The organism is Lentzea jiangxiensis, assembly GCF_900104175.1.
Lineage (GTDB): Bacteria > Actinomycetota > Actinomycetes > Mycobacteriales > Pseudonocardiaceae > Lentzea > Lentzea jiangxiensis.
Map to the genome: position 1 here is coordinate 136,446 of NZ_FNIX01000014.1, position 23,246 is coordinate 159,691.

Sequence of the window (23,246 nt, forward strand, 5' to 3'; positions counted from 1 at the left end):
AAGCCCTGTTCGCTGCGGCGCGAACAGGGCTTCAGTGTGAAAACGTGTGGAGACGAGGGGAATCGAACCCCTAACCCCCGCCTTGCAAAGGCGGTGCTCTGCCAATTGAGCTACGTCCCCGTGCCTGAGGACGGCACGCCGTCCTCAGAGCGAGACCGAGATCAGTCGGTGGGAGCGGTGGCCTCGCGCCACAGGTCCGCGTCGGCCTTGGCCGAACGGCTGCGCTTGACGAAGAACAGGACCGCACCGGCGACCACGACGAGTGCGATGATCTTCTTAGCCACTTCGAATCCTTCCCAAGACCAAAAGTAAGCGACCCCACCACGTTACAGCAAGGCGACGACTGCCAGCCGAGCGAACAACTGTGATGGGGATCCGGGACTTCCCCGGCGGGGATCTGAGAGCTTGGCCCTCAGATGAAGATGCGATGATTCAAGATTCGGTCGGCGCTCTCCGCCGACATGGATAACCCTTGAATCGAGTGGGCCTAGGAGGACTTGAACCTCCGACCTCTTCATTATCAGTGAAGCGCTCTAACCGCCTGAGCTATAGGCCCTCGATCAACTGTCACCCCTCTCGGGGCGACGAGGAGAACCTTACAGGATCGTCCTCGCCGCTCCCAAATCGGGGGTCATTCACGCTCGGAGAGCGTCAACTCCAAGCCACCGGCCAGATCCGCGGACACGTTGTAGACGAACGCGCCGACGGTCGCGAGCGCGGTGAACAGCACGATGTTCACCGCGCCGATGATCGCCGAGACGCCGAACACGCGGCCCGCGCTGATCAACGGCTCCCCCGGCTCGTTGGCCTGGAGCAGGTCGTTCGCGGTGCTGTTGATCTTGTCCCAGACGCCCATGCCGTGCAGGACGCCGTAGAGCACGCCGACCGCCACGAGCCAGACGAAGAACAGCGCGACACCCAGCACCAGGGCGAGCTTGAGCACCGACCACGGGTCGACGCGCTTCACCTGCAGCGAGGCGCGACGCGGGCCGCGGCCGGGGCGGCGGGCCGACGGAGAGGACGCCGCGGGGCGGGCACCGCTGGTGCCCATGTTCACCGACGTGCGGCTGCTGCCCAGGCCCGCGGGCACGGCCGAGCCCGTGACCAAGGGCTTCTGCACCTTGACGGTGTCCGGGTCGGTCGACGGGAACGCCGGCGCCGGCTCGGACGACGGCACGGGTGGCGCGCCCGGAGCGACGTGCGTCTCGGAGGTGCCGTGCTGGGTGGCTTCCGTGTCGTTCGTCACCCGCTGCCAGGGCGGCGGGGTCGAGACGACGACCGGCTCGTCCGCGGCGGGAGCCACCGGGTCGACCGAGATCGTCTTGTCCTCGGCCGGTGCCGTCGGCTTCTCCTGCGCGGCGGGAGCGGCGGCCTCGGCCGTCTTGGCCTCGGTCACCTTCTCCGCTGACACGGGCTTCGTCTTGTCCTGCACGGTTCCACCCGAGGAACCGGACGCCGCCGGCGCGGCCGAGTCAGCCTTCTTCTCCGCCTGCTTCTGGGCAGAACCCTGGGGAGTCGGCTTGGTGATCACCGCGGTCTTGTCCGCGTCCCGGCCTTCGCGGTTCTCGGGTGGAGTCACGAGCTTGTCCTTGACCTCTCGCTAGCGGTTCCGACTACTCAGCCGAGTCGGTGGGGGTGGCTGCCTGGTCGGCGTCGGCGGCAGAGCCCTCCGCGGCAGACGTCTCTCCAATAACGACGTCGCTGGGCTCGTCCGCGTTGCGTGCGACTGCGATCAAAGTGGTGCTCTCACCGAGGTTCATCAGCCGCACGCCCTTCGTCTGCCGTCCAGCCTTGCGCACCTGCTCGGCACGGGTCCGGATGACCCCGCCGCTCGAGGTGATGGCGTAGAGCTCGTCGTCGACGTCGACGATGAGCGCGCCCACCAGCCTGCCACGTCGGCGGTCGTGCTGGATGGTCAGCACGCCCTTGCCTCCCCGGCCTTGGACCGGGTAGTCCTCGATCGGAGTTCGCTTCGAGTACCCCCCGTCGGTCGCGACCAAAACGAAGAGACCCTCTTGGACGACACCGACCGAAAGGAGCTCGTCGTCGGCGTTGAAACGCATGCCCTGCACGCCCGACGTCGCGCGCCCCATCGGGCGGAGCACGTCGTCGGTGGCGTGGAAGCGGATCGACTGGCCGTCCGCGGACACCATGAGCAGGTCGTCATCAGCTGAGCACAGCACGGCTCCGACCAGCTCGTCGTCCTCACGGAGGTTGATGCCGATAAGTCCACCCGATCGGTTGGAATCGAAGTCGGAGAGCTTCGACTTCTTCACCAGACCCTTTCGGGTGGCGAGCACGAGGTACGGCGACACCCCGTAGTTCTTGATCTGGATGACCTGCGCGATCTGCTCGTCCGGCTGGAACGCGAGGAGGTTCGCGACGTGCTGGCCGCGGGCGTTGCGGTTCGCCTCGGGCAGCTCGTATGCCTTCGTGCGGTACACACGGCCCTTGTTCGTGAAGAACAAGATCCAGTCGTGCGTCGAGCACACGAAGAAGTGCGCCACGATGTCGTCCTGCTTGAGCTGCGCGCCCTGCACTCCCTTGCCACCGCGCTTCTGCGCCCGGTAGAGGTCGGTCTTGGTGCGCTTCGCGTAGCCGGTGCGCGTGATCGTGACGACCACGTCCTCGACCGCGATCAGGTCCTCCATGGACACGTCGCCGTCGAACGGGATGATCTTCGTGCGGCGGTCGTCGCCGAACTTGTCCACGATCGCCGTGAGCTCGTCGCGGACGATCTTGCGCTGCCGCTCCGGCTTCTCGAGGATGTCCTTGAGGTCCGCGATCTCCAGCTCGATCTCGGCCAGCTGGTCGATGATCTTCTGGCGTTCGAGGGCGGCCAGGCGGCGGAGCTGCATCTCCAGGATCGCGTTGGCCTGGATCTCGTCGACGTCGAGGAGCTCCATCAGGCCCGTGCGCGCGACGTCCGGCGTCTCGGACCGGCGGATCAGCGCGATGACGGCGTCGAGCTGGTCGAGCGCCTTCACCAAGCCGCGCAGGATGTGCGCGCGCTCTTCGGCCTTGCGCAGGCGGAACCTGGTGCGCCGCTGGATGACCTCGATCTGGTGCTTCACGTAGTGGCGGATCATCTGGTCGATCCGCAGCGTGCGCGGCACGCCGTCGACCAGCGCCAGCATGTTCACGCCGAACGAGTACTGCAGCTGGGTGTGCTTGTAGAGGTTGTTCAGCACGACCTTGGCCACCGCGTCGCGCTTGAGCGTGATCACGATGCGCATGCCGATGCGGCGGTTCGACTCGTCGGCGATGTTCGCGATGCCGGTGAGCTTCGCGTCGCGCACGAGGGCGGCGATGTTCTCGACGAGGTTGTCCGGGTTGACCTGGTACGGCAGTTCGGTGACGACCAGGATCGTGCGGCCCTTGGCGTCCTCGTCCATCTCGACGACGGCGCGCATGCGGACCGAGCCGCGGCCGGTGCGGTACGCGTCCTCGATGCCGGACGTGCCGAGGATCTGGCCGTACGTCGGGAAGTCGGGGCCCTTGATCCTGGCGATCATCGCCTCGAGGGTCTCCTCGTCGGAGGCCTCGTGGTTGTCGAGCGCCCACACCACCGCGTCCGCCACCTCGCGGAGGTTGTGCGGCGGGATGTTGGTCGCCATGCCGACCGCGATGCCCGAACTGCCGTTGATCAGCAGGTTCGGGACGCGCGACGGGAGGACGACCGGCTCCTGGATGCGGCCGTCGTAGTTGTCGCGGAAGTCGACGGTCTCTTCCTCGATGTCGGCCAGCATGTGCATGGCCAGCGGGGAGAGCCGGCACTCCGTGTACCGCATGGCGGCGGCGGGGTCGTTGCCCGGCGAGCCGAAGTTGCCCTGGCCCTGGATCAACGGGTAGCGCAGCGCCCACGGCTGGGCGAGACGCACCAACGCGTCGTAGATCGCCGAGTCGCCGTGCGGGTGGTAGTTGCCCATCACGTCGCCGACGACGCGCGCGCACTTGTTGAAGCCGCGGTCGGGGCGGAAGCCGGAGTCGAACATCGAATACAGAACGCGGACGTGCACGGGCTTCAACCCGTCACGCACGTCCGGCAGCGCACGACCCACGATGACGGACATCGCGTAGTTGATGTACGAGTTCTGCATCTCCTGCTGGATCTCGACCGGCTCGATGCGGTCGTGCTGCGGGGGCAGAGTCGTCTCGGTCACTGTTCTCTTTCCTTCTCGCCAGGAACGCCAGGATGCCCAGAAACCAAGACCGGACTAGATGTCCAGGAACTTGATGCTCTTGGCGTTGCGGGTGATGAACGAACGGCGTGCCTCGACGTCCTCGCCCATGAGCACGCTGAACAGCTCGTCGGCGGTGGCCGCGTCGTCCATGGTGACCTGCCGCAGGATCCGGTTGGCCGGGTCCATCGTGGTCTCCCACAGCTCCTCGGCGTTCATCTCGCCGAGACCCTTGTACCGCTGGATGTTGTCTTCCTTGCCGAGCTTCTTGCCGGCCTCCGTGCCCGACTTGATCACGGCGTCGCGCTCGCGGTCGGAGTAGACGTACTCCGGCTCCGCGCGCTGCCACTTGATCTTGTAGAGCGGCGGCTGCGCGAGGTAGACGTGGTTGTGCTCGATGAGCGGCTGCATGAAGCGGAACAGCAGCGTGAGCAGCAGGGTGCGGATGTGCTGGCCGTCGACGTCGGCGTCGGCCATCAGCACGATCTTGTGGTAGCGCAGCTTCGACAGGTCGAACTCGTCGTGGATGCCGGTGCCCAGCGCCGTGATCAGCGACTGGACCTCGGTGTTCTTGAGGACGCGGTCGATGCGCGCCTTCTCGACGTTGATGATCTTGCCGCGGATCGGCAGGATCGCCTGGTACATCGAGTCGCGCCCCTCCTTGGCGGAGCCGCCCGCGGAGTCGCCCTCGACGATGTAGAGCTCGCAGCGCTCCGGCTCGGTCGAGCGGCAGTCCTTCAGCTTGCCCGGCAGGCCGCCGATGTCGAGGGCGCCCTTGCGGCGCACCAGCTCGCGGGCCTTGCGGGCGGCGATGCGGGCCTGCGCCGAGGAGACCGCCTTCGTGACGATCGTCTTCGCCTCGTTGGGGTGGCGCTCGAACCAGTCGGCCAGGTGCTCGTTCGTCGACTTCTGCACGAACGACTTGGCCTCGCTGTTGCCCAGCTTGGTCTTCGTCTGGCCCTCGAACTGGGGCTCCTTGAGCTTCACCGAGATGATCGCCGCGAGGCCCTCGCGGATGTCGTCACCGGTGAGGTTCGCGTCCTTCTCCTTGAGGACCTTCTTCTCGCGCGCGTACTCGTTGACCACCCGGGTCAGCGCGGCGCGGAAGCCCTCCTCATGAGTGCCGCCCTCGTGCGTGTTGATCGTGTTCGCGAAGGTGTAGACCGACGGCGTGTAGCCCGTGTTCCACTGCATCGCGACCTCGACCTGCAGGTCCTCGCCCTGCGCCTCGAAGCCGATGACCTTCTGGTGCACGGCCTCGCGGGTGTGGTTGATGTGGCGGACGAAGTCCTCCAGGCCACCCGGGTAGTGGTAGACGCGTTCCTTCACCGCGGCCTTGTGGCCCTCGGCGTCGGCTTCCTCGTCCTCCTCCGAGACCCGCTCGTCGCGCAGGACGATGGTGATGCCCTTGTTGAGGAACGCCATCTCCTGCAGGCGGCGCGCGATCGTCTCGACGTTGTACTCGGTCGTCTCGAAGATGTCGGGGTCCGCCCAGAACGTGACGGTCGTGCCCGTCTCGTCGGTCGGCTCGCCCTGGCGCAGCTCGTGCGCGGGCTTCGAGTTCTCGTAGCGCTGGGTCCAGACGTGCCCCTGGCGCTTGATCTCCACCTCGACGGCGGTGGACAGCGCGTTCACCACGGAGATGCCGACACCGTGCAGACCGCCGGACACCGCGTAGGAGTCGCTGTCGAACTTGCCGCCCGCGTGCAGCACGGTGAGCACGACCTCGACGGTGGGCCTGCCCTCGACGGGGTGGACGTCGATGGGGATGCCGCGGCCGTCGTCGATCACCCGGACGCCGCCGTTGGCCAGCAGGGTGACGTCGACCGTCGTCGCGTAGCCGGCCATGGCCTCGTCGACCGAGTTGTCCACGACCTCCTGGACCAGGTGGTGCAGACCGCGCTCGCCGGTCGAGCCGATGTACATGCCCGGCCTCTTGCGCACTGCCTCGAGACCCTCGAGGACGGTGATCGAGGACGCGCCGTACTCATTCTTCTTAGCTGACACGGGCCTGGAGTCTCCTCGCTGATGCGGGCAGAGCCGCACGGTGATGGGTGACGCTCCCTGTGATTCTACCGGGACACCCCGACAGAAAGGGGCCAAGGACACCTTTGAACCGGTCACAGAGCGCCTCAACAAGCACGAGACGGGTCGGGACGGCTGAAACGGGGGTTCAAATCCGCAGGTGAACGCTCATTGAGCCGCAGAACGGCCGCTGAGCCCCGGACGGGACCTCACCCGTAGGTGTCACGCGGGCCGCGCCCAGGAACGTGCCTGGGGCCGTGTCGCCAGTTCGGGGCGTCCGGCCCCTTGATCTTGAGCTTCTTCACGACGCCGTTGCCGACGCCCGCGGCGATCCGCTTGAGCAGGTCGCGCTGCAGCAGGCGCAGCTGGGTGGCCCATGCCGTCGACGACGCCTGGACCGTCAGTTCCCCGTCACTGAGCGCGATCGGTTGCGCGTGCTCGGCGACGTCCTCTCCCACCAATTTTGCCCAACGACCGAAGACCTGGCCACCCTGGAGCTGCTCGACCCAGCCCCGGTCGGCGGCGAGCCTGGACGCGATCCGCCCGAGCGGCTGGGGGTCGCGGTCGTCCGGTCCGGGACCGGACCAGCGCCGCCGGCTGCGGTTGACCGGACGGCCCTTCGACTTGCTCCCAGGCACCCGTCCGCGGGCCTTGGCGCTGGCCTTCGCCGCCTCCAGAGCGGCTCGCGCAAGGTCAGAACCTCGCAAAGGCTCACCCTCAGGTGTGAATGAACCTGTGGACAAGTCCGCATTTGTGACCGAGTTATCCACACCATCCACAGACTTGTCCCCAGATGTGTGGGCGGACACACCCGATCGAGCTACATGTGGGGGCTGAGAACCCCCGGAGCCGGCCTTCGAGTCAGACACGCCGCACCTCCCCGCCGTGCACCTCGTAACGGGCGCCGCTCAGCTCGTCCGGAACGTCCTCCGCCACCGCCGCGGTGATCAGCACCTGCTCGGCGGCGGCCGCGACCTTCGCGAGCTGCTGCCGGCGGCCCCGGTCGAGCTCCGCGAAGACATCGTCCAGCACGAGCACCGGTTCGATGCCGTCGACACGCATCAGCTCGTAGCCGCCCAGCCGCAGCGCGAGGGCGAACGACCACGACTCACCGTGACTGGCGTAGCCCTTCGCCGGCAGGTCGCCGAGCGTCAGGTCCAGGTCGTCCCGGTGGGGGCCGACGAGGCAGACGCCGCGTTCGATCTCCTGCCGCCGCACCCGGTCGAGCTCGGCCAGCAGGAGGTCCTCGATGCTCTCCCTGTCCTCCGGCAGGTCGCCGACGCTCGACCGGTACGAGATGAGCGCCGGACGCGACTCCGGGGCGACCTCCGCGTACGCCGAGGTCACGTGGTCCGCCATGTCGCGGACCAGCTTCAACCGCGCGGCCAGGAGCTCGGCGCCGTGCTGGGCGAGGTGCCCGTCCCACACGTCGAGCGTGGACAGGTCCGCCGATCGGGAGTGCTTCACCGTCTTCAACAACGCGCTGCGCTGCTTCAGGACACGGTCGTAGTCGCTGCGCACACCGGCATAGCGCGGTGTGCGCAGTACGAGCATCTCGTCGAGGAACCTCCGCCGATCGCTCGGATCGCCCCTCACGAGAGAGAGGTCTTCCGGTGCGAACAGCACGGTGCGCAGAATCCCCAGCACGTCACGGGGACGCGGCACCGGACCGCGGTTGATCCGCGCCCGGTTCGCCTTGCCCGCCGTGATCTCGAGCTCGACGAGCAGCTCGCGGTCGTCGTTGACCACGGCCGCCCGGACCACGGCGCGCTGGGCGCCGTGCCGGATCAGCGGGGCGTCGCTCGCCACCCGGTGCGAACCGAGTGTCGCCACGTACCCGATCGCCTCGACCAGGTTCGTCTTGCCCTGGCCGTTGCGCCCGACCAGCACCGAGGCGCCGGGGTCGAGCTCCAGGTCGGCGAGCTCCCAGGACCGGAAGTCGCTGACCTGGAGATGTCTGACGTGCACTCGCTAGCCCTGGGTGCTGCCGCCGCCGGACGACGGACCGGCGAGGTGCACGGAGTGACCGCCGAACTGGTTGCGCAGCGCGGCGACCGCGCGCATCGCCGGCGAGTCCTCCTGCCGGGAGGTGAACCGGGCGAAGAGCGCGGCGGAGATCACCGGCAGCGGCACCGCGTTGTTGATGCCCTCCTCGACGGTCCACCGGCCCTCGCCGGAGTCCTCGACGTACCCGCGCAGGTCGTCGAGCTCCGGGTCGGACTCGAGCGCGCGCACCAGCAGGTCGAGCAGCCACGACCGCACGACGGTTCCGCGCTGCCAGGCCGAGATCACCGCGGGCACGTTGTCGACGACGTCGGTCTTGTCGAGCAGCTCGAAACCCTCGGCGTACGCCTGCATCAGGCCGTACTCGATGCCGTTGTGCACCATCTTCGAGTAGTGGCCGGCGCCGACCTTGCCCGCGTGCGCGAAGCCTTCCTCGCGCGGACCCTCCGGACGCAGCGCGTCGAAGATCGGCATCGCCTGCTCGACGTGGGCGGCGTCGCCACCCACCATCAGCGCGTAGCCGTTCTCGAGACCCCACACGCCACCGGACACACCGGCGTCGACGTAGCCGATCTCCTTCTCCGCCAACAGGTCCGCGTGGACGCGGTCGTCGGTGAACTTGGAGTTGCCGCCGTCGATGACGAGGTCACCGGGCGACAGGAGCTCGGACAGCTCCTTCACCGTGTTCCTGGTGATCTCGCCTGCCGGCACCATCACCCACACCACGCGCGGCGCTTCGAGCTTGGCGACCATGTCCGCCAGCGACTCCGAGTCGCTGACCTCCGGGTTGCGGTCGTAGCCGATCACCTCGTGACCGGCCCGGCGCACCCGCTCGCGCATGTTGAAACCCATCTTGCCGAGGCCGACGAGTCCGAGCTGCACGGTGTTCTCCCCTACGTTCTTCTGGTACCCGGTAAGGGTTTTCTCAGCCGGGAAGGCGAACGGGCATCAGCAGGTACAGGTAGCCCGGCGCCACGTTCCCATCCTCGTCCACCGGCTTGAGCAGCGCCGGTCGGCTCGGTGTGGTGAAGGACAAGTGGACTTTCTGCGTGCGGACGGCACCGAGGCCGTCGAGCAGGTAGCCCGGGTTGAACGCGATGGTGACCGCGTCGCCCGTGTACTCGACCGGGAGCTCTTCCTCGGCCGAACCCTCGTCGTCGCCACCGGCGGACAGGCGCAGGCCGCCCTCCACGAACTCGAGGCGGACCTGGGTGCCGCGCTCGGCGACGAGCGAGACGCGCTTGATCGCCTGCTGCAGCGCGTCGATGTCGATGATCGCCGCGGCCGAGTGCTCGGACGGGAGCAGTTGGCGGTACTTCGGGAAGTCGGCGTCGAGCAGGCGCGTGGTGGTGCGCTTGCCGGAGCCGGACAGGCCGAGCAGCCCGTCGTTCGCCGCGAGCGACATCTCGACCTTGCTGCCGGACGACCCGAGCGTCTTGGCGGCGTCGCCGAGCGTGCGGGCCGGGACGAGCACCGCGACGTCGCCCAGGGACGCGTCGGGCTCCCACGGGAACTCGCGCATGGCGAGGCGGAAGCGGTCGGTGGCGACGAGCGTCAGCTTGCCGTCGCCGATCTCGACGCGGACGCCGGTCAGCATCGGGAGCGTGTCGTCCTTGCCGGCCGCGACGGCGACCTGGCTCACGGCCTCGCCGAAGATCTCGCCGGGGAGCTCACCGATCAGCTGCGGCATGGACGGCAGGGCCGGGTAGTCCTCGACCGGCATCGTCGGGAGGCTGAACCGGGCGCTGCCGCAGCTGATCATCATGCGGGAGCCGTCGACCGAGATCTCGACGGGGTGGTTGGGCAGCGCCTTGGTGATGTCGGCGAGCAGACGCCCGGAGACCAGGGCGCGGCCGCCGTCGGCGATCGTGGCCGGGACGCCGACCTGGGCGGAGACCTCGTAGTCGAACCCGGAGACCGTCAGCGAGTCGTCCGACTCCGCGTCGAGCAGCACGCCGCCCAGCACCGGGACCGGTGGACGGGACGGAAGGCTGCGAGCGACCCAGGCGACAGCGTCGGCCAGGCCGTCGCGTTCGACGCGGATCTTCATGAGGCGTCCTTTCCTCGACAGTCGACAAGCCCATCCACGACAACGTGCCAGTGGGGGTCAGGGAGCCTCGCCTCGGCAACCCGAGGTGCGGAGCAACCACGTTAGAGCGTCCCGGCCCCTCCCGTCACTTCGGGGTTCGGGCACCGATCCCCGGGAGCTGTCCACGCTGTTTTGCTTTTAGAGATTCTCCTAGAAGAGATCCAACAGCAGTAACAGTAAGGGCTGTGGATTGTGTGGACTGGTGTTGAACGCGCAGGTCAAGGTGCCACCCACCATGTGGACTAAGGGGGGATGGCACCCGGGGACAGATCGGCGCACCCGGGGACAACCAGTTGTGCACAGGTGGCGATCCACAGATCGTCCACAGTTGTCCCCGGGTGCGTCCCCGGGTGCGGGCCAGTTGTACCCGGGTGTTCAACAGGCTTCTGTGGCCGGATCGTGGCCCGCGTCTCAGGTTTTTCCAGTTGTCCCCACCCCTTCGAGTGCCGGGGGTGAACAGAAAGCCCCGCCGGGCGGCCGCAGACCCCTCGACTACCCGGGTACGTGCGTCGCGCGTGGTGGTGGTTGGGGCCGCACGTACCTATGCAGCCCCATCGTTTCGCGTAGCTCGTCCCCCGGGTGCTCGCCGTCGCGCCGGGCCGGTGCCGTCCGCGGCCGGACCGGTCCGCCGATCGCCGGTCGGGTGGACCGCCGCGCGGACACGAAAAAGGGGCCCTCCGTCGTGGAGGACCCCTTGGTTGCCACCCGGGTGGGTCAGGGAGCGTGGCGGGCGCGCTGCTTGATCCGCGACGTGAGCTCCTGGACCTGGTCGTAGATCCGCCGGCGCTCGGCCATCTCCTTGCGGATCTTCTTGTCCGCGTGCATGACCGTCGTGTGGTCGCGGCCGCCGAACGTCTGGCCGATCTTCGGCAGCGACAGGTCCGTCAGCTCGCGGCACAGGTACATGGAGATCTGCCGCGCCTGGGCGAGGGCCTTCGTCTTGCCGGGGCCGCACAGGTCGTCGATCGAGACGCCGAAGAACTCGGCGGTGACCGCCATGATCGTCGGCGCGGTGATCTCCGGCGCGTGCGAGTCCGGGATCAGGTCGCGCAGCACGATCTCGGCGAGCTGGATGTCGACCGGCTGGCGGTTGAGCGACGCGAACGCCGTGACGCGGATGAGCGCGCCCTCGAGCTCGCGGATGTTCCGCTCTATCCGGGAGGCGATGAACTCCAGCACGTCGGCCGGGGCCGCGAGCCGGTCCTGCGCCGCCTTCTTGCGGAGGATCGCGATGCGGGTCTCCAGCTCGGGTGGCTGGATGTCCGTGATCAGGCCCCACTCGAACCGCGTGCGCAGGCGGTCCTCCAGCGTCTCCAGCCGCTTGGGCGGCCGGTCGCTCGACACCACGATCTGCTTGTTCGTGTTGTGGAGCGTGTTGAACGTGTGGAAGAACTCCTCCTGCGTGCCTTCTTTGCCCTCCAGGAACTGGATGTCGTCGACGAGCAGCACGTCGATGTCCCGGTAGCGGCGCTGGAAGGCGACCTTGCGGTCGTCGCGCAGCGAGTTGATGAAGTCGTTGGTGAACTCCTCGGTCGACACGTACCGCACGCGCATGCCGGGGAACAGCCGCTGGGCGTAGTGCCCGACGGCGTGCAGCAGGTGGGTCTTGCCGAGGCCGCTCTCACCCCAGATGAAGAGCGGGTTGTACGCACGGGCGGGCGCTTCGGCCACCGCGACGGCCGCGGCGTGCGCGAACCGGTTCGAGGCGCCGATGACGAACGTGTCGAAGTTGTACTTCTCGTTCAGGCGCGTCTGCGACGGCGACGGGTTCGCGGGCCGCGTGTACGGGAGATTCGCGTTGGGCGTCGCGCCGGCCGCCGCGTTCGCGGTGTTGAAGGTCGGCCAGATCTCGGTGACGGCGGCGAGCGCGTCGCCGGCTTCGTCCACCTCTTCTTCAGGGCCGTCGGCGGTGGCCCCGTCGTCCACGATCACGGGGCCGGGCGTGTCGCCGCCGGGGATCGACGGGACGACCGGTGCCACGGGCTGGGCGACCTGGGCCGCCTGGAGCGCGTGGACGGGGATCGGGGTGGTCGGCGGGCCCACGACGGGGCTCACCGGTTCCGGCGAGTCGACCTTCACCGCGAGCGAGACCGAACGGCCGAGCCTGCGGGACAGCGCGGCGGTGATCGGGTCGCGCAGCGCGCGCTCGATCGCCTCCTTCGCGAAGTCGCTGGGAGCCGCGAGCAGTGCCGTTCCGTCCAGCAAACCGATCGGGCGGGTGACCCTCATCCACGCGCGTTGCTGAGGGGACAGGTGGCTCGCGGCGAGTTCCTGCACCACCTCGGCCCACACGAGACCAAGATCGACCTGCTGGTTCGACACCTCCGCGCTCCCCTCCCCTCCGCCGGAGCCCAAGACTCCACATGTGGACACGGAGAATAGAGGTATCCACAGAGTTATCCACAACTGTGCACTAAAAGGTGCGTTGTGGTGCCGGTTCGTCAGCGGCTCCCACGCCGGCCCGGCACGCGCGAAGGACGAACGGTAACAAGGCCCGGCACGCCTCACAAGACGTGGCGTCGCCCACCCCGATTTGGTCGCCGCACCCGGGCATGCGTACCCTCGTACGAGTCTCCCGCTTGCGACGGGCGCCTTTCGCGCGCCTACGTCCACTGCCATCGGGGACAACCACAAGGCTTTGTCAGCAGTGAAGCACCGGGAGACCGACCGTGAGCAAGGGTAAGCGCACCTTCCAGCCCAACAACCGCCGCCGCGCGAAGACGCACGGCTTCCGGCTGCGCATGCGGACCCGCGCCGGCCGCGCCATTCTGGCCGCGCGCCGCAGCAAGGGCCGTGCCACTCTGTCCGCCTGACAGCGGCTGGTAAGCGCAGCGTCGTCGTGCTCCCACCGGCCGCCCGGCTCACCCGCAGCCAGGACTTCGGCCTGGTGGTCCGCCGAGGCCGCCGCGCCGGACGACCCCGGTTGGTCGTCCACGTCTTGAAGCCCGACGTGCCCACCTTGGATTCGTCCAAGGTGGGCTTCGTCGTGAGCAAGGCAGTTGGCAACTCGGTGGTGCGCCACCGTGTCTATCGACGCCTGCGCCACGTGGTGCGTCCCGTGCTGGCGGAGATGCCGCCGGGAACTCTCGTCGTGGTCAGGGCGTTGGCCCCAGCAGCCGAGGCGTCGAGTTCGGAACTCGCCGCCGATTTCACTTCTGCCCTGCGCAAGGTGCTGCGATGACCACGTTGCCCGCGAAGGTGGCGTTGCTGCCGGTGCACTTCTACCGGAAGTTCATCTCGCCGCTGCTGCCACCGACCTGCCGCTTCTACCCGAGTTGCAGCGCGTACGCGGTGGAAGCCCTGACAGTCCACGGCGCACTGCGAGGAACCTGGCTGACCATCCGCCGGTTGCTGCGCTGCGGACCCTGGCACCCTGGAGGCCTGGACCCCGTTCCGCCGAGGCGGCAGGTCCCCGACGTATCCACCGAGGAGTAGCTCCCGTGCTCAACTTCATCTACTACCCGGTGTCCTTCATCTTGTGGTGTTGGCACTGGGTGTTCGGCAAGGTCTTCGGTGAGGCGAGCGGGTTCGCCTGGGCGCTGGCCGTGATCTTCCTGGTCTTCACCCTCCGCGCCATCCTCTTCAAGCCGTTCGTCGGCCAGGTGCGCTCCATGCGGCGGATGCAGGAGTTCGCCCCGGAGATGCAGAAGATCAAGAAGAAGTTCCCGAACGACCGCCAGCGCCAGGCGCAGGAGATGCAGAAGCTGCAGTCCGAGCACGGCGTCAACCCGCTCGGCGGCTGCCTGCCGATGCTGGTGCAGATCCCGGTGTTCATCGGTCTGTTCCACGTGCTGCGCTCGTTCAGGCCTGGCTGGGGCGAGGTCTACTTCTTCGACAAGCAGGGCGTCGACTCGTTCGTCAACGCCAAGCTCTTCGGCACGAACCTCTCGACGTTCATCACGATGCCGTCCGACCAGCTCGCGCAGTTCGGCACCGAGCGCCTGAACGTCATCCTCGTGTCGGTGCCGCTGATGATCGTGGCGTCCATCGCGACCCACTTCACGGCCCGCCACTCGGTCGCCCGTCAGAACCAGGCCGCGCTGGACAACCCGCAGACGGCCATCATGAACAAGCTGACGCTCTGGATCTTCCCGGTGGGTGTCCTCGTCGGTGGCTTCTTCTTCCCCGTCGCGATCCTGCTGTACTGGCTGTCCAACAACGCGTGGACCCTCGGCCAGCAGCACTTCGTCTACAAGCGCATCGACGCCGAGGAAGAGCAGAAGAAGGCCGCGGTCGTCGAGACCCGCCAGGCACTCGCCCCCAAGCCGGGCGTGAAGCCGGTCAACCCGAAGAAGCCGGCTCCGGGAGCCAAGCCCGCGAACGGCGCCAAGCGCATGCCGACCGCCGGCCCCGGTGGTGCGACGCCCGCTGCCAAGCCCGCCTCGGACGCCGCGAACGGCAGTGCCAACACCGAGATTCCCGGTCTGACCCCAGGCCGATCCACCAGCAAGAAGCCGGGCAGCAAGAAGCGCCGCTGATTTCGGGCGTTGCCCCGGAGAGGAGACATCGTGTCGGAGACCTTGCAGGCGACCGACGACGTGGAGGCGTCGTCGTCGTCCGAGGCCGCGACTGAGGCCGACGCCGCGGCCCAGCCGCAGTCGCAGAGCAAGACCGAGGACCTGCTCGTCCAGGAAGGCGACATCGCGGGCGACTACCTCGAGCGCCTGCTGGACCTGCTCGACTACGACGGTGACATCGACCTGGACGTCGAAAGCGGCCGGGCCATCGTGAGCATCGACGGCGGCGAGGACCTCGCCAAGCTGGTGGGCCCCCGAGGCAACGTCCTCGAGTCGCTGCAGGAGCTGACCCGTCTGGCCGTCCAGCAGGAGACGGGCGTCCGCTCCCGCCTGATGCTGGACATCGCCCAGTGGCGTGCCGGTCGTCGCGCCGAGCTGGCCGAGCTGGGCCGCACCACCGCGGAGAAGGTCGCGGCTTCGGGCGAGCGCGCCCGTCTGCACCCGATGACCCCGTTCGAGCGCAAGGTCGTCCACGACGCCGTCGCCGCCGTCTCGGGCGTGCACAGCGAGAGCGAGGGTGAGGAGCCGCAGCGCCGGGTCATCATCTTCCCCAAGCCGTAGCGGCTTCCTGGTCGACGAACGGCCCCTGGTTCCGGTTGGAGCCAGGGGCCGTTTGCTGTCTCCGGAACCGAGTACGTGCAGAGAGCGGGTGCGGCGCTGTCGCCGGACCCGTGAACGCTTCGACCGGGCAATCGACTCACTGTTCCACGTGAAACCGACTCGCCCACCACCTGGCGAGCCACTCCTCCTGCTCCCCCGTGTCGGGCACCCGGAAGCCGCGTGCCGCCGAGATCAACCTCCACGCCTCCCCCGGCTCCACCCCGTCCATCCCCAGCAGCAACCCGGCCAGCAACGACGACCGCCCGATCCCCGCCCAGCAGTGGAACACCACGTGCGCCCCAGCCCGGTACCGCGCGTGCAGGGGGCGGATCACCTCGACCACCGACGCCACGTCCGGCACCGTCATGTCGTCGATCGGGAAGCAGACGAGCTCCAGACCGACCGCGGCAGCCGTGCGCGCCTGGTCCACCAGATCGCACTCGACCCGTTCGCCGTCCGTCTGGGCCGACACGAGGACGTCCACGCCGAGCTCTCGCAGTCCGCGGAGCTTGCTCTCCAGAAGCGCCCCGCCGGCCGGGTGGGACATCGTCGAGACGGTGCCCGGACCCGGTCGAGCCACCGTGTAGATCTTCGGAAGCAACTTTCCCCCAAGTTTCACGTGAAACGGCGCTCAGGATTTGGCGGAGCGCACGGTCGATCCGTCATGATGGTGCCCTGGCATTCGCCAGCTTTTCCACCGGCCGCCGGAATGCCGCCGCCGCGTGGTTTCACGTGAAACGCTCACGGACGGAGAACATGGCCGGGGAGTTGCCCGACAACGCGAAGCTCGTCTTCGGCGAGCACGTCGATCGTGCCGCCGAGTTCGTCAGGCTCCTGGAGGAGCACGGCGTCGAGCGTGGACTCATCGGTCCCCGCGAAGTCGACAGGATTTGGGATCGCCACGTGCTCAACTCGGCGGTGATCGAGGAGCTGTTCGGGAAGAACGAGCGCGTGGTCGACGTGGGGTCAGGTGCCGGACTGCCGGGCGTGCCGCTGGCGATCGCGCGGCCGGACCTGAGGATCACGTTGCTCGAGCCGATGGCGCGCCGCATCGCGTGGCTCGAGGAAGTGAAGGAACGCCTCCAACTCGACAACGTGACGGTCCTGCGTGGCCGTGCCGAGGAGGGGCCGGTCCGCAAGCAGCTGCTGAACTGCGACTCGGTGACGGCTCGTGCGGTGGCTCCGCTGGAGAAGCTCGCGAAGTGGTGCCTGCCGCTCCTCAAGGGCGGCGGGCGGATGGTCGCGCTCAAGGGCGAGCGCGCGCAGGAAGAGCTCGAACGCGACGGTGCCGCGGTGCTCAAGGCAGGTGGCGCCAACCTCTCGGTCGTCGCGGTGGGAGCGGACGTGCTCGAGGTGCCGACGACGGTGCTGATCGTCGAACGCCAGACCAGGAGGGATCGGTGAGCGTGTACCCGGAGTTCCATTCTGCGGGTGTTCCACGTGAAACCGCGCCTCCCCAAACCAAAGCCAAGCCGACCAACAACGGAGATGACAGCGCCGTGGTGTGGACCCCGATTGCAGAAGAGGCAGCTCGTGCGGCAAACGTGCTGCACCCCGACGAGTCACTGCTCCCCCGGCCTGCCCATCGCCGGGTGATCACCGTCGCCAACCAGAAGGGTGGCGTCGGCAAGACGACGAGCACGGTGAACCTCGCCGCAGCACTCGCGATCCACGGGCTCAAGACGCTCGTGATCGACCTCGACCCGCAGGGCAACGCCAGCACAGCGCTCTCCGTCGAGCACCGCAGCGGCACGCCGTCGGTCTACGAGGTGCTGATCGGTGAGATCTCGATCGCCGAGGCGGCTCAGGTCAGCCCCACGTCGCCGAACCTCTACTGCGTTCCCGCGACGATCGACCTCGCCGGCGCCGAGATCGAGCTCGTCTCGATGGTGTCCCGCGAGGCGCGGCTGAAGGAGGCGCTCTCCCCCGAGGCGCTCGACCAGCTGCAGCCCGACTACGTCTTCATCGACTGCCCGCCGAGCCTCGGGCTGCTGACCGTCAACGCGATGGTCGCCGCTCAGGAGGTGCTGATCCCGATCCAGTGCGAGTACTACGCGCTGGAGGGTCTGAGCCAGTTGCTGCGCAACATCGAGCTGGTGCAGCAGCACCTGAACCCGGACCTCGGCATCTCGACGATCCTCCTCACGATGTACGACGGCCGCACCAAGCTCGCGGACCAGGTGACCAGTGAGGTGCGCGGCCACTTCGGCGACGTCGCCCTCAGGACCGTGATCCCGCGCAGCGTGAAGGTCTCCGAGGCGCCGGGATTCGGTCAGACGGTGCTGACGTACGACCCGGGCTCGCGCGGGTCGATGAGCTACCTCGACGCCGCGAAGGAGATCGCGATCCGCGGGGCGAAGAGGGAGGGCGCATGACGGAGCAGCGCAGGGGCGGACTCGGGCGCGGCCTGGCCGCGCTCATCCCCCAGGGGCCGCCGGCCGGTGCGCCCAGCACGGTCCGGCCCGCCGCGGCCATCGGCAACGGGGCCACCAAGACCGCCGCGCCGCAGCCGGTCAGCGAGGTCGCAGGTGCGGTCTACCGGGAGATCGCGGTCACCGCGATCCGGACCAACCCCAAGCAGCCGCGCCAGGTGTTCGACCCGGACGCGATCAACGAGCTCTCGTTCTCCATCAAGGAGTTCGGGCTCATGCAGCCGATCGTGGTCCGGGAGCTGACCGCGGACACGTACGAGCTCGTCATGGGCGAGCGCCGGTGGCGTGCCACGCAGCAGGCCGGGCTCAAGACGATCCCGGCGATCGTGCGGCAGACCGCCGACGACGTGATGCTGCGGGACGCGTTGCTGGAGAACATCCACCGCGTCCAGCTCAACCCGCTCGAAGAGGCGGCGGCGTACCAGCAGCTGCTGGAGGAGTTCGGCGTCACGCACGAGGAACTGGCGGACCGCATCGGTCGCAGCCGTCCCGTCGTCACGAACACCATCCGGCTGCTGAAGCTCCCCCTCCCCGTCCAGCGACGGGTCGCGGCGGGCGTGCTGAGCGCCGGTCACGCGCGGGCGCTGCTCGGTCTCGACGACGCCGGCGCGCAGGAAGACCTCGCGGCCCGGATCGTCGCCGAGGGCATGTCGGTTCGCGCGACCGAAGAAGCGGTGACGATCGCCAAGAACGAGAGGCCGAAGAAGGAGAAGGCCGCGCCGCGCAAGCAGATGCACGCGCCCGGTCTGCAGGAGCTCGCCGAGCGGCTCTCCGACAACTTCGACACCCGTGTGAAGGTCGAACTCGGGCAGCGGAAGGGCCGGATCGTGGTCGAATTCGGGTCAGTTGACGATCTTGAACGCATCGTCGGCATGATCAGCCCGAACACGGCAATTCGGACATCGGAGTAGGCCTATAGGATCACCCACGGGCCTTATGTCACGGTGACGATGACGCCCCGCATTCGAAAGGATACGGGGCGTCACCTGTGAGAAGAGGTCAACGAGCGACGGCGCGCTCGACCAAACCGGCGTAGATGTCGCCCAGGGACTGCCCCGCTGCCTCGACGGCCATCGGCAGGAGCGACGTCTCGGTCAGTCCGGGCGACACGTTCACTTCGAGGAAGTAGACCGTCCCGTCCTCGGCCACGATCGCATCGGTCCGCGAGACGTCCCGCAGACCGAGCAACCGGTGCGCCGCCACCGCGAGCTCCCCCACCGCCTTGGCCGACGCCGCGTCCAGCCGCGCCGGCGCGTGGAAGTCGGTCAGCCCCGCGGTGTACCGGGCCGTGTAGTCGTAGACCCCGGTCTCCGGAACGATCTCGACGGCGGGCAGCGCGTACGGGCCCTCGGGACCGTCGACGACGGCGACCGCCACCTCCACCCCGGAGATGAACTGCTCGGCCAGCACGGTGTCGCCGTACGCCAGGCAGCCGACCATCGCCGGCGGCAGCTCCGCGGCGTCCCGGACGACCTGGGCGCCCAGCGCCGAGCCACCCTGGTCCGGCTTCAGCATCAACGGCAACCCGAGCGTCGACACCATCGCGTCGAGCACCGGCTTGGCCCCGAGCTCCCGGAACGTCGCGTGCGGCAGCACGACCCACTCCGGCGTCGCCAGCCCGGCACGGGCGAGCTCGGCCTTGGCGGTCGGCTTGTCCCACGCCCTCCGGCACGCTCGCGAGTCCGTGCCGACGTACGGCACCCCGAACATCTCGAGGATCGCCTGCACCGACCCGTTCTCGCCTTCGCCGCCGTGCAGGGCGACGACGACGGCGTCCGGGCGGTTCGACCGCAGGCGCGTCAGCAACGAGGCGTCGGCGTCCCACTCCTCCACCGTCAGGCCCACCGACCGCAGAGCGGCCGACAGGCGGCGGCCGGAGCGGATCGAGACCTCGCGTTCGTGGGAGAGCCCACCGGACAGCACAGCGACCATGCGGTCAGCCACAGCACAACTCCAAAAGATCAGGCGGTGTCAGGTGACGGGGTCTGCGGACCGGACAGCTGACGGCCCGGCGTCGCCCCGAAGGTCACGGCCAGCTGCATCTCTTCCTCGATGACGTTCGCCAAGCGGCGGACACCCTCGCGGATGCGCTCCGGCGTCGGGTAGCAGTACGAGATCCGCAACTGGCGGGAGCCGAACCCGTCCGCGTAGAAACCGGTGCCGGACGCGTACGCCACGCGGGCCGTCACGGCCCGGGGCAGCATCGCCTTGGTGTCGATGCCCTCCGGCACCGTCACCCAGACGTAGAAGCCGCCGTTCGGGATGTTCCACGTGGAACCTTGCGGCATGTGCTGCTCGAGAGCCGAGATCGCCGCGTCGCGCCGTTCCCGGTACGCCTCGCGGTAGGTCTTGATCTGACCCTTCCAGTCCTGCGTGGACAGGTACCGGGACACGATCATCTGGTTCAGCGTCGGCGGGCACAGCGTGGCCGACTCGGCGGCCAGCACCAGCTTCTCGCGGACGGCGTGCGGTGCCAGCACCCAGCCGACCCGCAGACCGGCCGCGAACGTCTTCGAGAACGAACCGAGGTACACCACGTTGTCGGGGTCCATCGACCGCAGCGCCGGGTACGTCTGGCCGTCGAACCCGAGCAGTCCGTACGGGTTGTCCTCGACCACCAGCACGCCGTAGGACCGGCAGATCTCCAGGACCTCGGCCCGCCGGGACACCGCCAGCGTCACGCCGGCCGGGTTGTGGAAGTTCGGGATCGTGTAGAGGAACTTGACCCGCTGCCCGGCGCGCTTGCAGGCCTCCAGCGCCTCGCGCAGCAACGACGGCACGAGCCCGTCCGCATCCATGGCGACGTGGACGACCTGGGCCTGGTAGGCGGTGAACGACCCGAGAGCGCCGACGTAGGAAGGACCCTCGGCGATCACCACGTCACCGGGGTCGCAGAAGATCCGGGTGACCATGTCGAGGCCCATCTGCGAGCCGACGGTCACCACCACGTCGTCCGGGTGGCCGTTGATGCCTTCCAGAGCCATGACGTCGCAGATCTGCTCGCGCAACAGCGGAACACCGTGCGCCGAGCCGTACTGCAGGGCCACCAGGCCCTCGGACGCCACCAGCTGACCGATCTCCGCGGACAGCGACTCCAGGGGCAGCGCGGCCAGGTGTGGCATGCCTCCGGCCAGCGACACGACCTCGGGACGGGACGCCACCGCGAAGAGTGCCCGGATCTCCGATGCCGTCATCCCTGCCGTGCGCGCTGCGTAGCGGCGGAGGTGGGGGTCAAGGCTTCTGGGGCCCTGCTTCGCGGGCTGTCCGGGCACAGTCATGGGGGACTCCTGAATGGGAAATGTCCCGAGCGAGTGTAACCGTCGTCCCGTTCAGGGCATGCGCCTTCCGGCTTCCGTCACATTCGCCTACCCTCGTAAGGGTTCACTGTGTGTGTTAACGGGTGGAGGTTGGGGTGTCCCGTCGCGTCGTGGGCGTCACGCTGGACAACCTGGAGCATCTCTCCAAGCACAGCAGGACGTGCGTTTTCTGGGAGCTGGCTCCTCACCTGCGAGAGCAGGCCGAGGAATACGGCGACACCGAATTCGAGAAGGAAGCCTGGGTCTCCAGCGTCCTGCTCGAATGGGGCTCGTGCGGCCGTCTCATCTACTGCGACGGCATTCCCGCCGGTTCGGTCTTCTACGCACCACCGGCCGCTGTGCCGCGCAGCGCCGCCTTCCCCACGTCCCCGGTGAGCCCGGACGCGGTCCTCATGACGTCGCTGGACGTCCTCCCGGAGTTCCGAGGGGGAGGACTCGCGCGAGTGCTCGTGCAGGCCGTGGCGAAGGATCTGACGCGTCGCGGCGTGAAGGCCATCGAGGCGTTCGGCGACATGCGCCCGGACGACGAAGGGCCCAGTTGCGTCACGCCGGCCGACTTCCTCACGAGCGTCGGCTTCAAGACCGTGCGGCCGCACCCGCGCTGGCCCCGGTTGCGCATGGAGCTCCGCAGCTCCATCACCTGGAAGGAAGACGTCGAGGCCGCGCTGGAGCGCCTCCTCAACAGCGTCACCGTCTCCACGGCGGAACCGAGCCTCCGGCCCGTCTAGGACCGACGAAAAAGGCCCCTCGCCGGAAGCGAGGGGCCTTTTTCGTCAGATCAGCTCTTCGACATCTCGTAGCGCAGCAGGTCGTTGAACGTGAACGTGCCCGTCGGCTGGTCGTCCTTGCCGAGCAGGTACAGGCGCTTCACGGCCACGAGGATGCCCTCGGCCACGATGTCGCGGAAACCGGGCGTCGCCAGGCGAGCGCGGTCCTCGGCGTTCGTCAGGTAGCCGACCTCGACGCGGACGGCTGTGCAGCGGGTGAGCCGCAGCAGGTCCCACGACTTCGGGTGCGAACCGCAGTTCGACATCGTCGTGCGGGCCGTGACCTCGCGCTGGATGAACCCGGCCAGCGCCTCGCCGACCGTGGACGACGTGCCGTTGCCCGTGCCGTAGTGGAACGTCGCCACGCCCTGCGCGTTCGGCGACGAGTTGCCGTCGATGTGCAGCGACAGGATCAGGTCGGCACCCGCCTCGTTGGCGAACCTGGCGCGCTCCGCCTCGTCCGGGCAGTTGTCCGGACCGCGCGTGAGCAACGCCTCCATGCCGGTGGCGGCCATCTTGCCCTCGAGGCGGCGGGCCAGGTCCAGCATGAGGTCGGCCTCGGACACGCCGTTCACGATGACACCGCGGTCCTGACCACCGTGGCCGGGGTCGATGACGATCCGCTTGCCCGACAGGCGCGAACCGGCACTGCGGACACGCTCCTGCTCGCGCAGCAGCACGGGACGACCACCGCGGACCTTCGGCTGGAGCTGGCGCAGCGCGCGCACGGTGTCCGGGCCGCACATGCCGTCCACGATCAGGCCGTAGTCGCGCTGGAAGTTCCTCAGCGCCTGCTCGGTCTGCTGGCCGAACACGCCGTTCGCGCGGCCGGCGTCGTAGCCGAGCTCCAGCAGGCGTTCCTGCAACATCAGCACGTCGTCGCCGGTCGTCGGCTGCGACATCAGGTACGCGAGCGGCCGGTCCCCCAACCGGAACGTCGCATCACGCAGCGCGCGGTAGGTCGCCGGGCCGACGATGCCGTCGATGATCAGCCCCCGCTGCTGCTGGAAGGCGCGCACGGCGTGCTCGACCTGCTGGTCGAACACCGGCGGCGCCTGTGGGTCGGCCGGCGGAAGCATTCCGAGCCCGGTCAGGGTCGACCGGATCTCGGCAACATCACTTCCGACGTCCCCGCGGCGGAGCAGCTGCATGCACCCTCGCTCGACTAGGGCGCCGAAACTGGTCGGCGCGTCAGTTGGGAAGTCTTCATTGTGCCCTGCTGCGCTCAGTGATCAATGCAGGGCTGCTCGCAGTCGTACCGGGAGGACCGGCTCGGCACCGAGAACGAACGTGACCCGCCCGTCTTATCGGTAG

At 68.4% G+C, this 23,246-nt stretch carries 21 protein-coding genes, 2 tRNA genes and 1 pseudogene; 9 read left to right on the plus strand and 15 right to left on the minus strand.

Features of this window, described 5'->3' with window-relative positions:
• Positions 1-47: 47 nt before the first annotated feature.
• From BLQ91_RS29105 to dnaA, 11 genes and pseudogenes are all read right to left on the minus strand, one after another.
• Positions 48-120 (minus strand) — tRNA-Ala (locus BLQ91_RS29105).
• Between the two features lie 44 nt (positions 121-164).
• Positions 165-284: pseudogene (locus tag BLQ91_RS42200) on the minus strand (DLW-39 family protein); the annotation flags it as partial.
• Between the two features lie 198 nt (positions 285-482).
• Positions 483-556, minus strand: a tRNA-Ile gene (locus BLQ91_RS29110).
• 75 nt (positions 557-631) lie between these two features.
• Complete coding sequence (locus tag BLQ91_RS29115) at positions 632-1,303, minus strand: DUF3566 domain-containing protein (RefSeq protein ID WP_176960007.1); 672 nt, start codon at positions 1,301-1,303, stop codon at positions 632-634.
• Between the two features lie 310 nt (positions 1,304-1,613).
• Positions 1,614-4,163 (minus strand): DNA gyrase subunit A, encoded by a 2,550-nt coding sequence (gene gyrA / locus BLQ91_RS29120; protein WP_090101872.1) that lies wholly within the window; start codon positions 4,161-4,163, stop codon positions 1,614-1,616.
• Between the two features lie 54 nt (positions 4,164-4,217).
• Positions 4,218-6,188: a DNA topoisomerase (ATP-hydrolyzing) subunit B gene (gene gyrB, locus BLQ91_RS29125; RefSeq protein ID WP_090101873.1), complete on the minus strand. Its 1,971-nt coding sequence runs from the start codon at positions 6,186-6,188 to the stop codon at positions 4,218-4,220.
• Between the two features lie 227 nt (positions 6,189-6,415).
• Complete coding sequence (locus BLQ91_RS29130; RefSeq protein WP_176959998.1) at positions 6,416-6,913, minus strand: DciA family protein; 498 nt, start codon at positions 6,911-6,913, stop codon at positions 6,416-6,418.
• Between the two features lie 154 nt (positions 6,914-7,067).
• Positions 7,068-8,174, minus strand: coding sequence for a DNA replication/repair protein RecF (gene recF / locus BLQ91_RS29135; RefSeq protein ID WP_090101875.1), 1,107 nt, complete (start codon positions 8,172-8,174; stop codon positions 7,068-7,070).
• Between the two features lie 3 nt (positions 8,175-8,177).
• A complete protein-coding gene (gnd, locus tag BLQ91_RS29140; protein ID WP_090101876.1) occupies positions 8,178-9,092 on the minus strand; it encodes a phosphogluconate dehydrogenase (NAD(+)-dependent, decarboxylating) in 915 nt (304 codons plus the stop codon).
• Between the two features lie 43 nt (positions 9,093-9,135).
• On the minus strand, positions 9,136-10,260 hold the full coding sequence (gene dnaN / locus BLQ91_RS29145; RefSeq protein ID WP_090101877.1) for a DNA polymerase III subunit beta: 1,125 nt from the start codon (positions 10,258-10,260) through the stop codon (positions 9,136-9,138).
• Positions 10,261-11,013: 753 nt separating this feature from the next.
• A complete protein-coding gene (dnaA, locus tag BLQ91_RS29150) occupies positions 11,014-12,621 on the minus strand; it encodes a chromosomal replication initiator protein DnaA (protein WP_090101878.1) in 1,608 nt (535 codons plus the stop codon).
• 347 nt (positions 12,622-12,968) lie between these two features.
• Between dnaA and rpmH the strand changes: the two genes are divergently transcribed.
• The 5 genes from rpmH (at position 12,969) to BLQ91_RS29175 (ending at position 15,377) form a co-directional block, all read left to right on the plus strand.
• Positions 12,969-13,112 carry a 50S ribosomal protein L34 gene (gene rpmH / locus BLQ91_RS29155; RefSeq protein WP_030465619.1) on the plus strand — a complete coding sequence of 48 codons (144 nt, stop codon included), beginning with the start codon at positions 12,969-12,971 and terminating at the stop codon, positions 13,110-13,112.
• Positions 13,113-13,186: 74 nt separating this feature from the next.
• Positions 13,187-13,480: a ribonuclease P protein component gene (rnpA, locus tag BLQ91_RS29160; RefSeq protein ID WP_374235882.1), complete on the plus strand. Its 294-nt coding sequence runs from the start codon at positions 13,187-13,189 to the stop codon at positions 13,478-13,480.
• Positions 13,477-13,734, plus strand: coding sequence for a membrane protein insertion efficiency factor YidD (gene yidD, locus BLQ91_RS29165; RefSeq protein WP_030480223.1), 258 nt, complete (start codon positions 13,477-13,479; stop codon positions 13,732-13,734). Before rnpA ends, yidD begins: the two co-directional genes overlap by 4 nt.
• Before the next feature lie 5 nt (positions 13,735-13,739).
• Positions 13,740-14,777: a membrane protein insertase YidC gene (gene yidC / locus BLQ91_RS29170; RefSeq protein ID WP_090101880.1), complete on the plus strand. Its 1,038-nt coding sequence runs from the start codon at positions 13,740-13,742 to the stop codon at positions 14,775-14,777.
• 30 nt (positions 14,778-14,807) lie between these two features.
• On the plus strand, positions 14,808-15,377 hold the full coding sequence (locus tag BLQ91_RS29175) for a Jag family protein (RefSeq protein ID WP_176959999.1): 570 nt from the start codon (positions 14,808-14,810) through the stop codon (positions 15,375-15,377).
• Positions 15,378-15,513: 136 nt separating this feature from the next.
• Here the strand turns inward: BLQ91_RS29175 and BLQ91_RS43440 are convergent, their stop codons facing one another.
• Positions 15,514-15,963: a protein-tyrosine phosphatase family protein gene (locus BLQ91_RS43440; protein ID WP_090101881.1), complete on the minus strand. Its 450-nt coding sequence runs from the start codon at positions 15,961-15,963 to the stop codon at positions 15,514-15,516.
• Positions 15,964-16,172: 209 nt separating this feature from the next.
• On the opposite strand from BLQ91_RS43440, the gene rsmG reads away from it, so the two are divergent.
• From rsmG to BLQ91_RS29195, 3 genes are all read left to right on the plus strand, one after another.
• Positions 16,173-16,820 carry a 16S rRNA (guanine(527)-N(7))-methyltransferase RsmG gene (rsmG, locus tag BLQ91_RS29185; protein ID WP_090101882.1) on the plus strand — a complete coding sequence of 216 codons (648 nt, stop codon included), beginning with the start codon at positions 16,173-16,175 and terminating at the stop codon, positions 16,818-16,820.
• 95 nt (positions 16,821-16,915) lie between these two features.
• A complete protein-coding gene (locus BLQ91_RS29190) occupies positions 16,916-17,791 on the plus strand; it encodes a ParA family protein (protein ID WP_090101883.1) in 876 nt (291 codons plus the stop codon).
• A complete protein-coding gene (locus BLQ91_RS29195; RefSeq protein WP_090101884.1) occupies positions 17,788-18,759 on the plus strand; it encodes a ParB/RepB/Spo0J family partition protein in 972 nt (323 codons plus the stop codon). The genes BLQ91_RS29190 and BLQ91_RS29195 overlap by 4 nt, the downstream gene beginning before the upstream one ends.
• A gap of 88 nt (positions 18,760-18,847) precedes the next feature.
• On the opposite strand, the gene BLQ91_RS29200 is transcribed toward BLQ91_RS29195, so the two are convergent.
• Together BLQ91_RS29200 and BLQ91_RS29205 are read right to left on the minus strand one after the other, a co-directional pair.
• The gene (locus tag BLQ91_RS29200) at positions 18,848-19,792 is read right to left on the minus strand and encodes a D-alanine--D-alanine ligase family protein (RefSeq protein WP_090101885.1); all 945 of its coding nucleotides are present in this window, start codon (positions 19,790-19,792) and stop codon (positions 18,848-18,850) included.
• Positions 19,793-19,809: 17 nt separating this feature from the next.
• Positions 19,810-21,126, minus strand: coding sequence for an aminotransferase-like domain-containing protein (locus BLQ91_RS29205; RefSeq protein WP_090101886.1), 1,317 nt, complete (start codon positions 21,124-21,126; stop codon positions 19,810-19,812).
• A gap of 134 nt (positions 21,127-21,260) precedes the next feature.
• On the opposite strand from BLQ91_RS29205, the gene BLQ91_RS29210 reads away from it, so the two are divergent.
• Positions 21,261-21,893: a GNAT family N-acetyltransferase gene (locus BLQ91_RS29210; RefSeq protein ID WP_090101887.1), complete on the plus strand. Its 633-nt coding sequence runs from the start codon at positions 21,261-21,263 to the stop codon at positions 21,891-21,893.
• A gap of 50 nt (positions 21,894-21,943) precedes the next feature.
• Here the strand turns inward: BLQ91_RS29210 and BLQ91_RS29215 are convergent, their stop codons facing one another.
• A complete protein-coding gene (locus tag BLQ91_RS29215) occupies positions 21,944-23,083 on the minus strand; it encodes an N-acetylmuramoyl-L-alanine amidase (RefSeq protein WP_090101889.1) in 1,140 nt (379 codons plus the stop codon).
• Positions 23,084-23,246 lie beyond the last annotated feature (163 nt).

What these genes read in the sequence shown, in the direction of transcription:
- rsmG (WP_090101882.1), top strand. Translation starts at nt 16,173, where the DNA reads ATGGCCGGGGAGTTGCCCGACAACGCGAAGCTCGTCTTCGGCGAGCAC.
- dnaN (WP_090101877.1), bottom strand. Translation starts at nt 10,260, where the DNA reads ATGAAGATCCGCGTCGAACGCGACGGCCTGGCCGACGCTGTCGCCTGG.
- BLQ91_RS29205 (WP_090101886.1), bottom strand. Translation starts at nt 21,126, where the DNA reads ATGACTGTGCCCGGACAGCCCGCGAAGCAGGGCCCCAGAAGCCTTGAC.
- BLQ91_RS29195 (WP_090101884.1), top strand. Translation starts at nt 17,788, where the DNA reads ATGACGGAGCAGCGCAGGGGCGGACTCGGGCGCGGCCTGGCCGCGCTC.
- yidD (WP_030480223.1), top strand. Translation starts at nt 13,477, where the DNA reads ATGACCACGTTGCCCGCGAAGGTGGCGTTGCTGCCGGTGCACTTCTAC.
- BLQ91_RS43440 (WP_090101881.1), bottom strand. Translation starts at nt 15,963, where the DNA reads ATGTCCCACCCGGCCGGCGGGGCGCTTCTGGAGAGCAAGCTCCGCGGA.
- BLQ91_RS29215 (WP_090101889.1), bottom strand. Translation starts at nt 23,083, where the DNA reads ATGCAGCTGCTCCGCCGCGGGGACGTCGGAAGTGATGTTGCCGAGATC.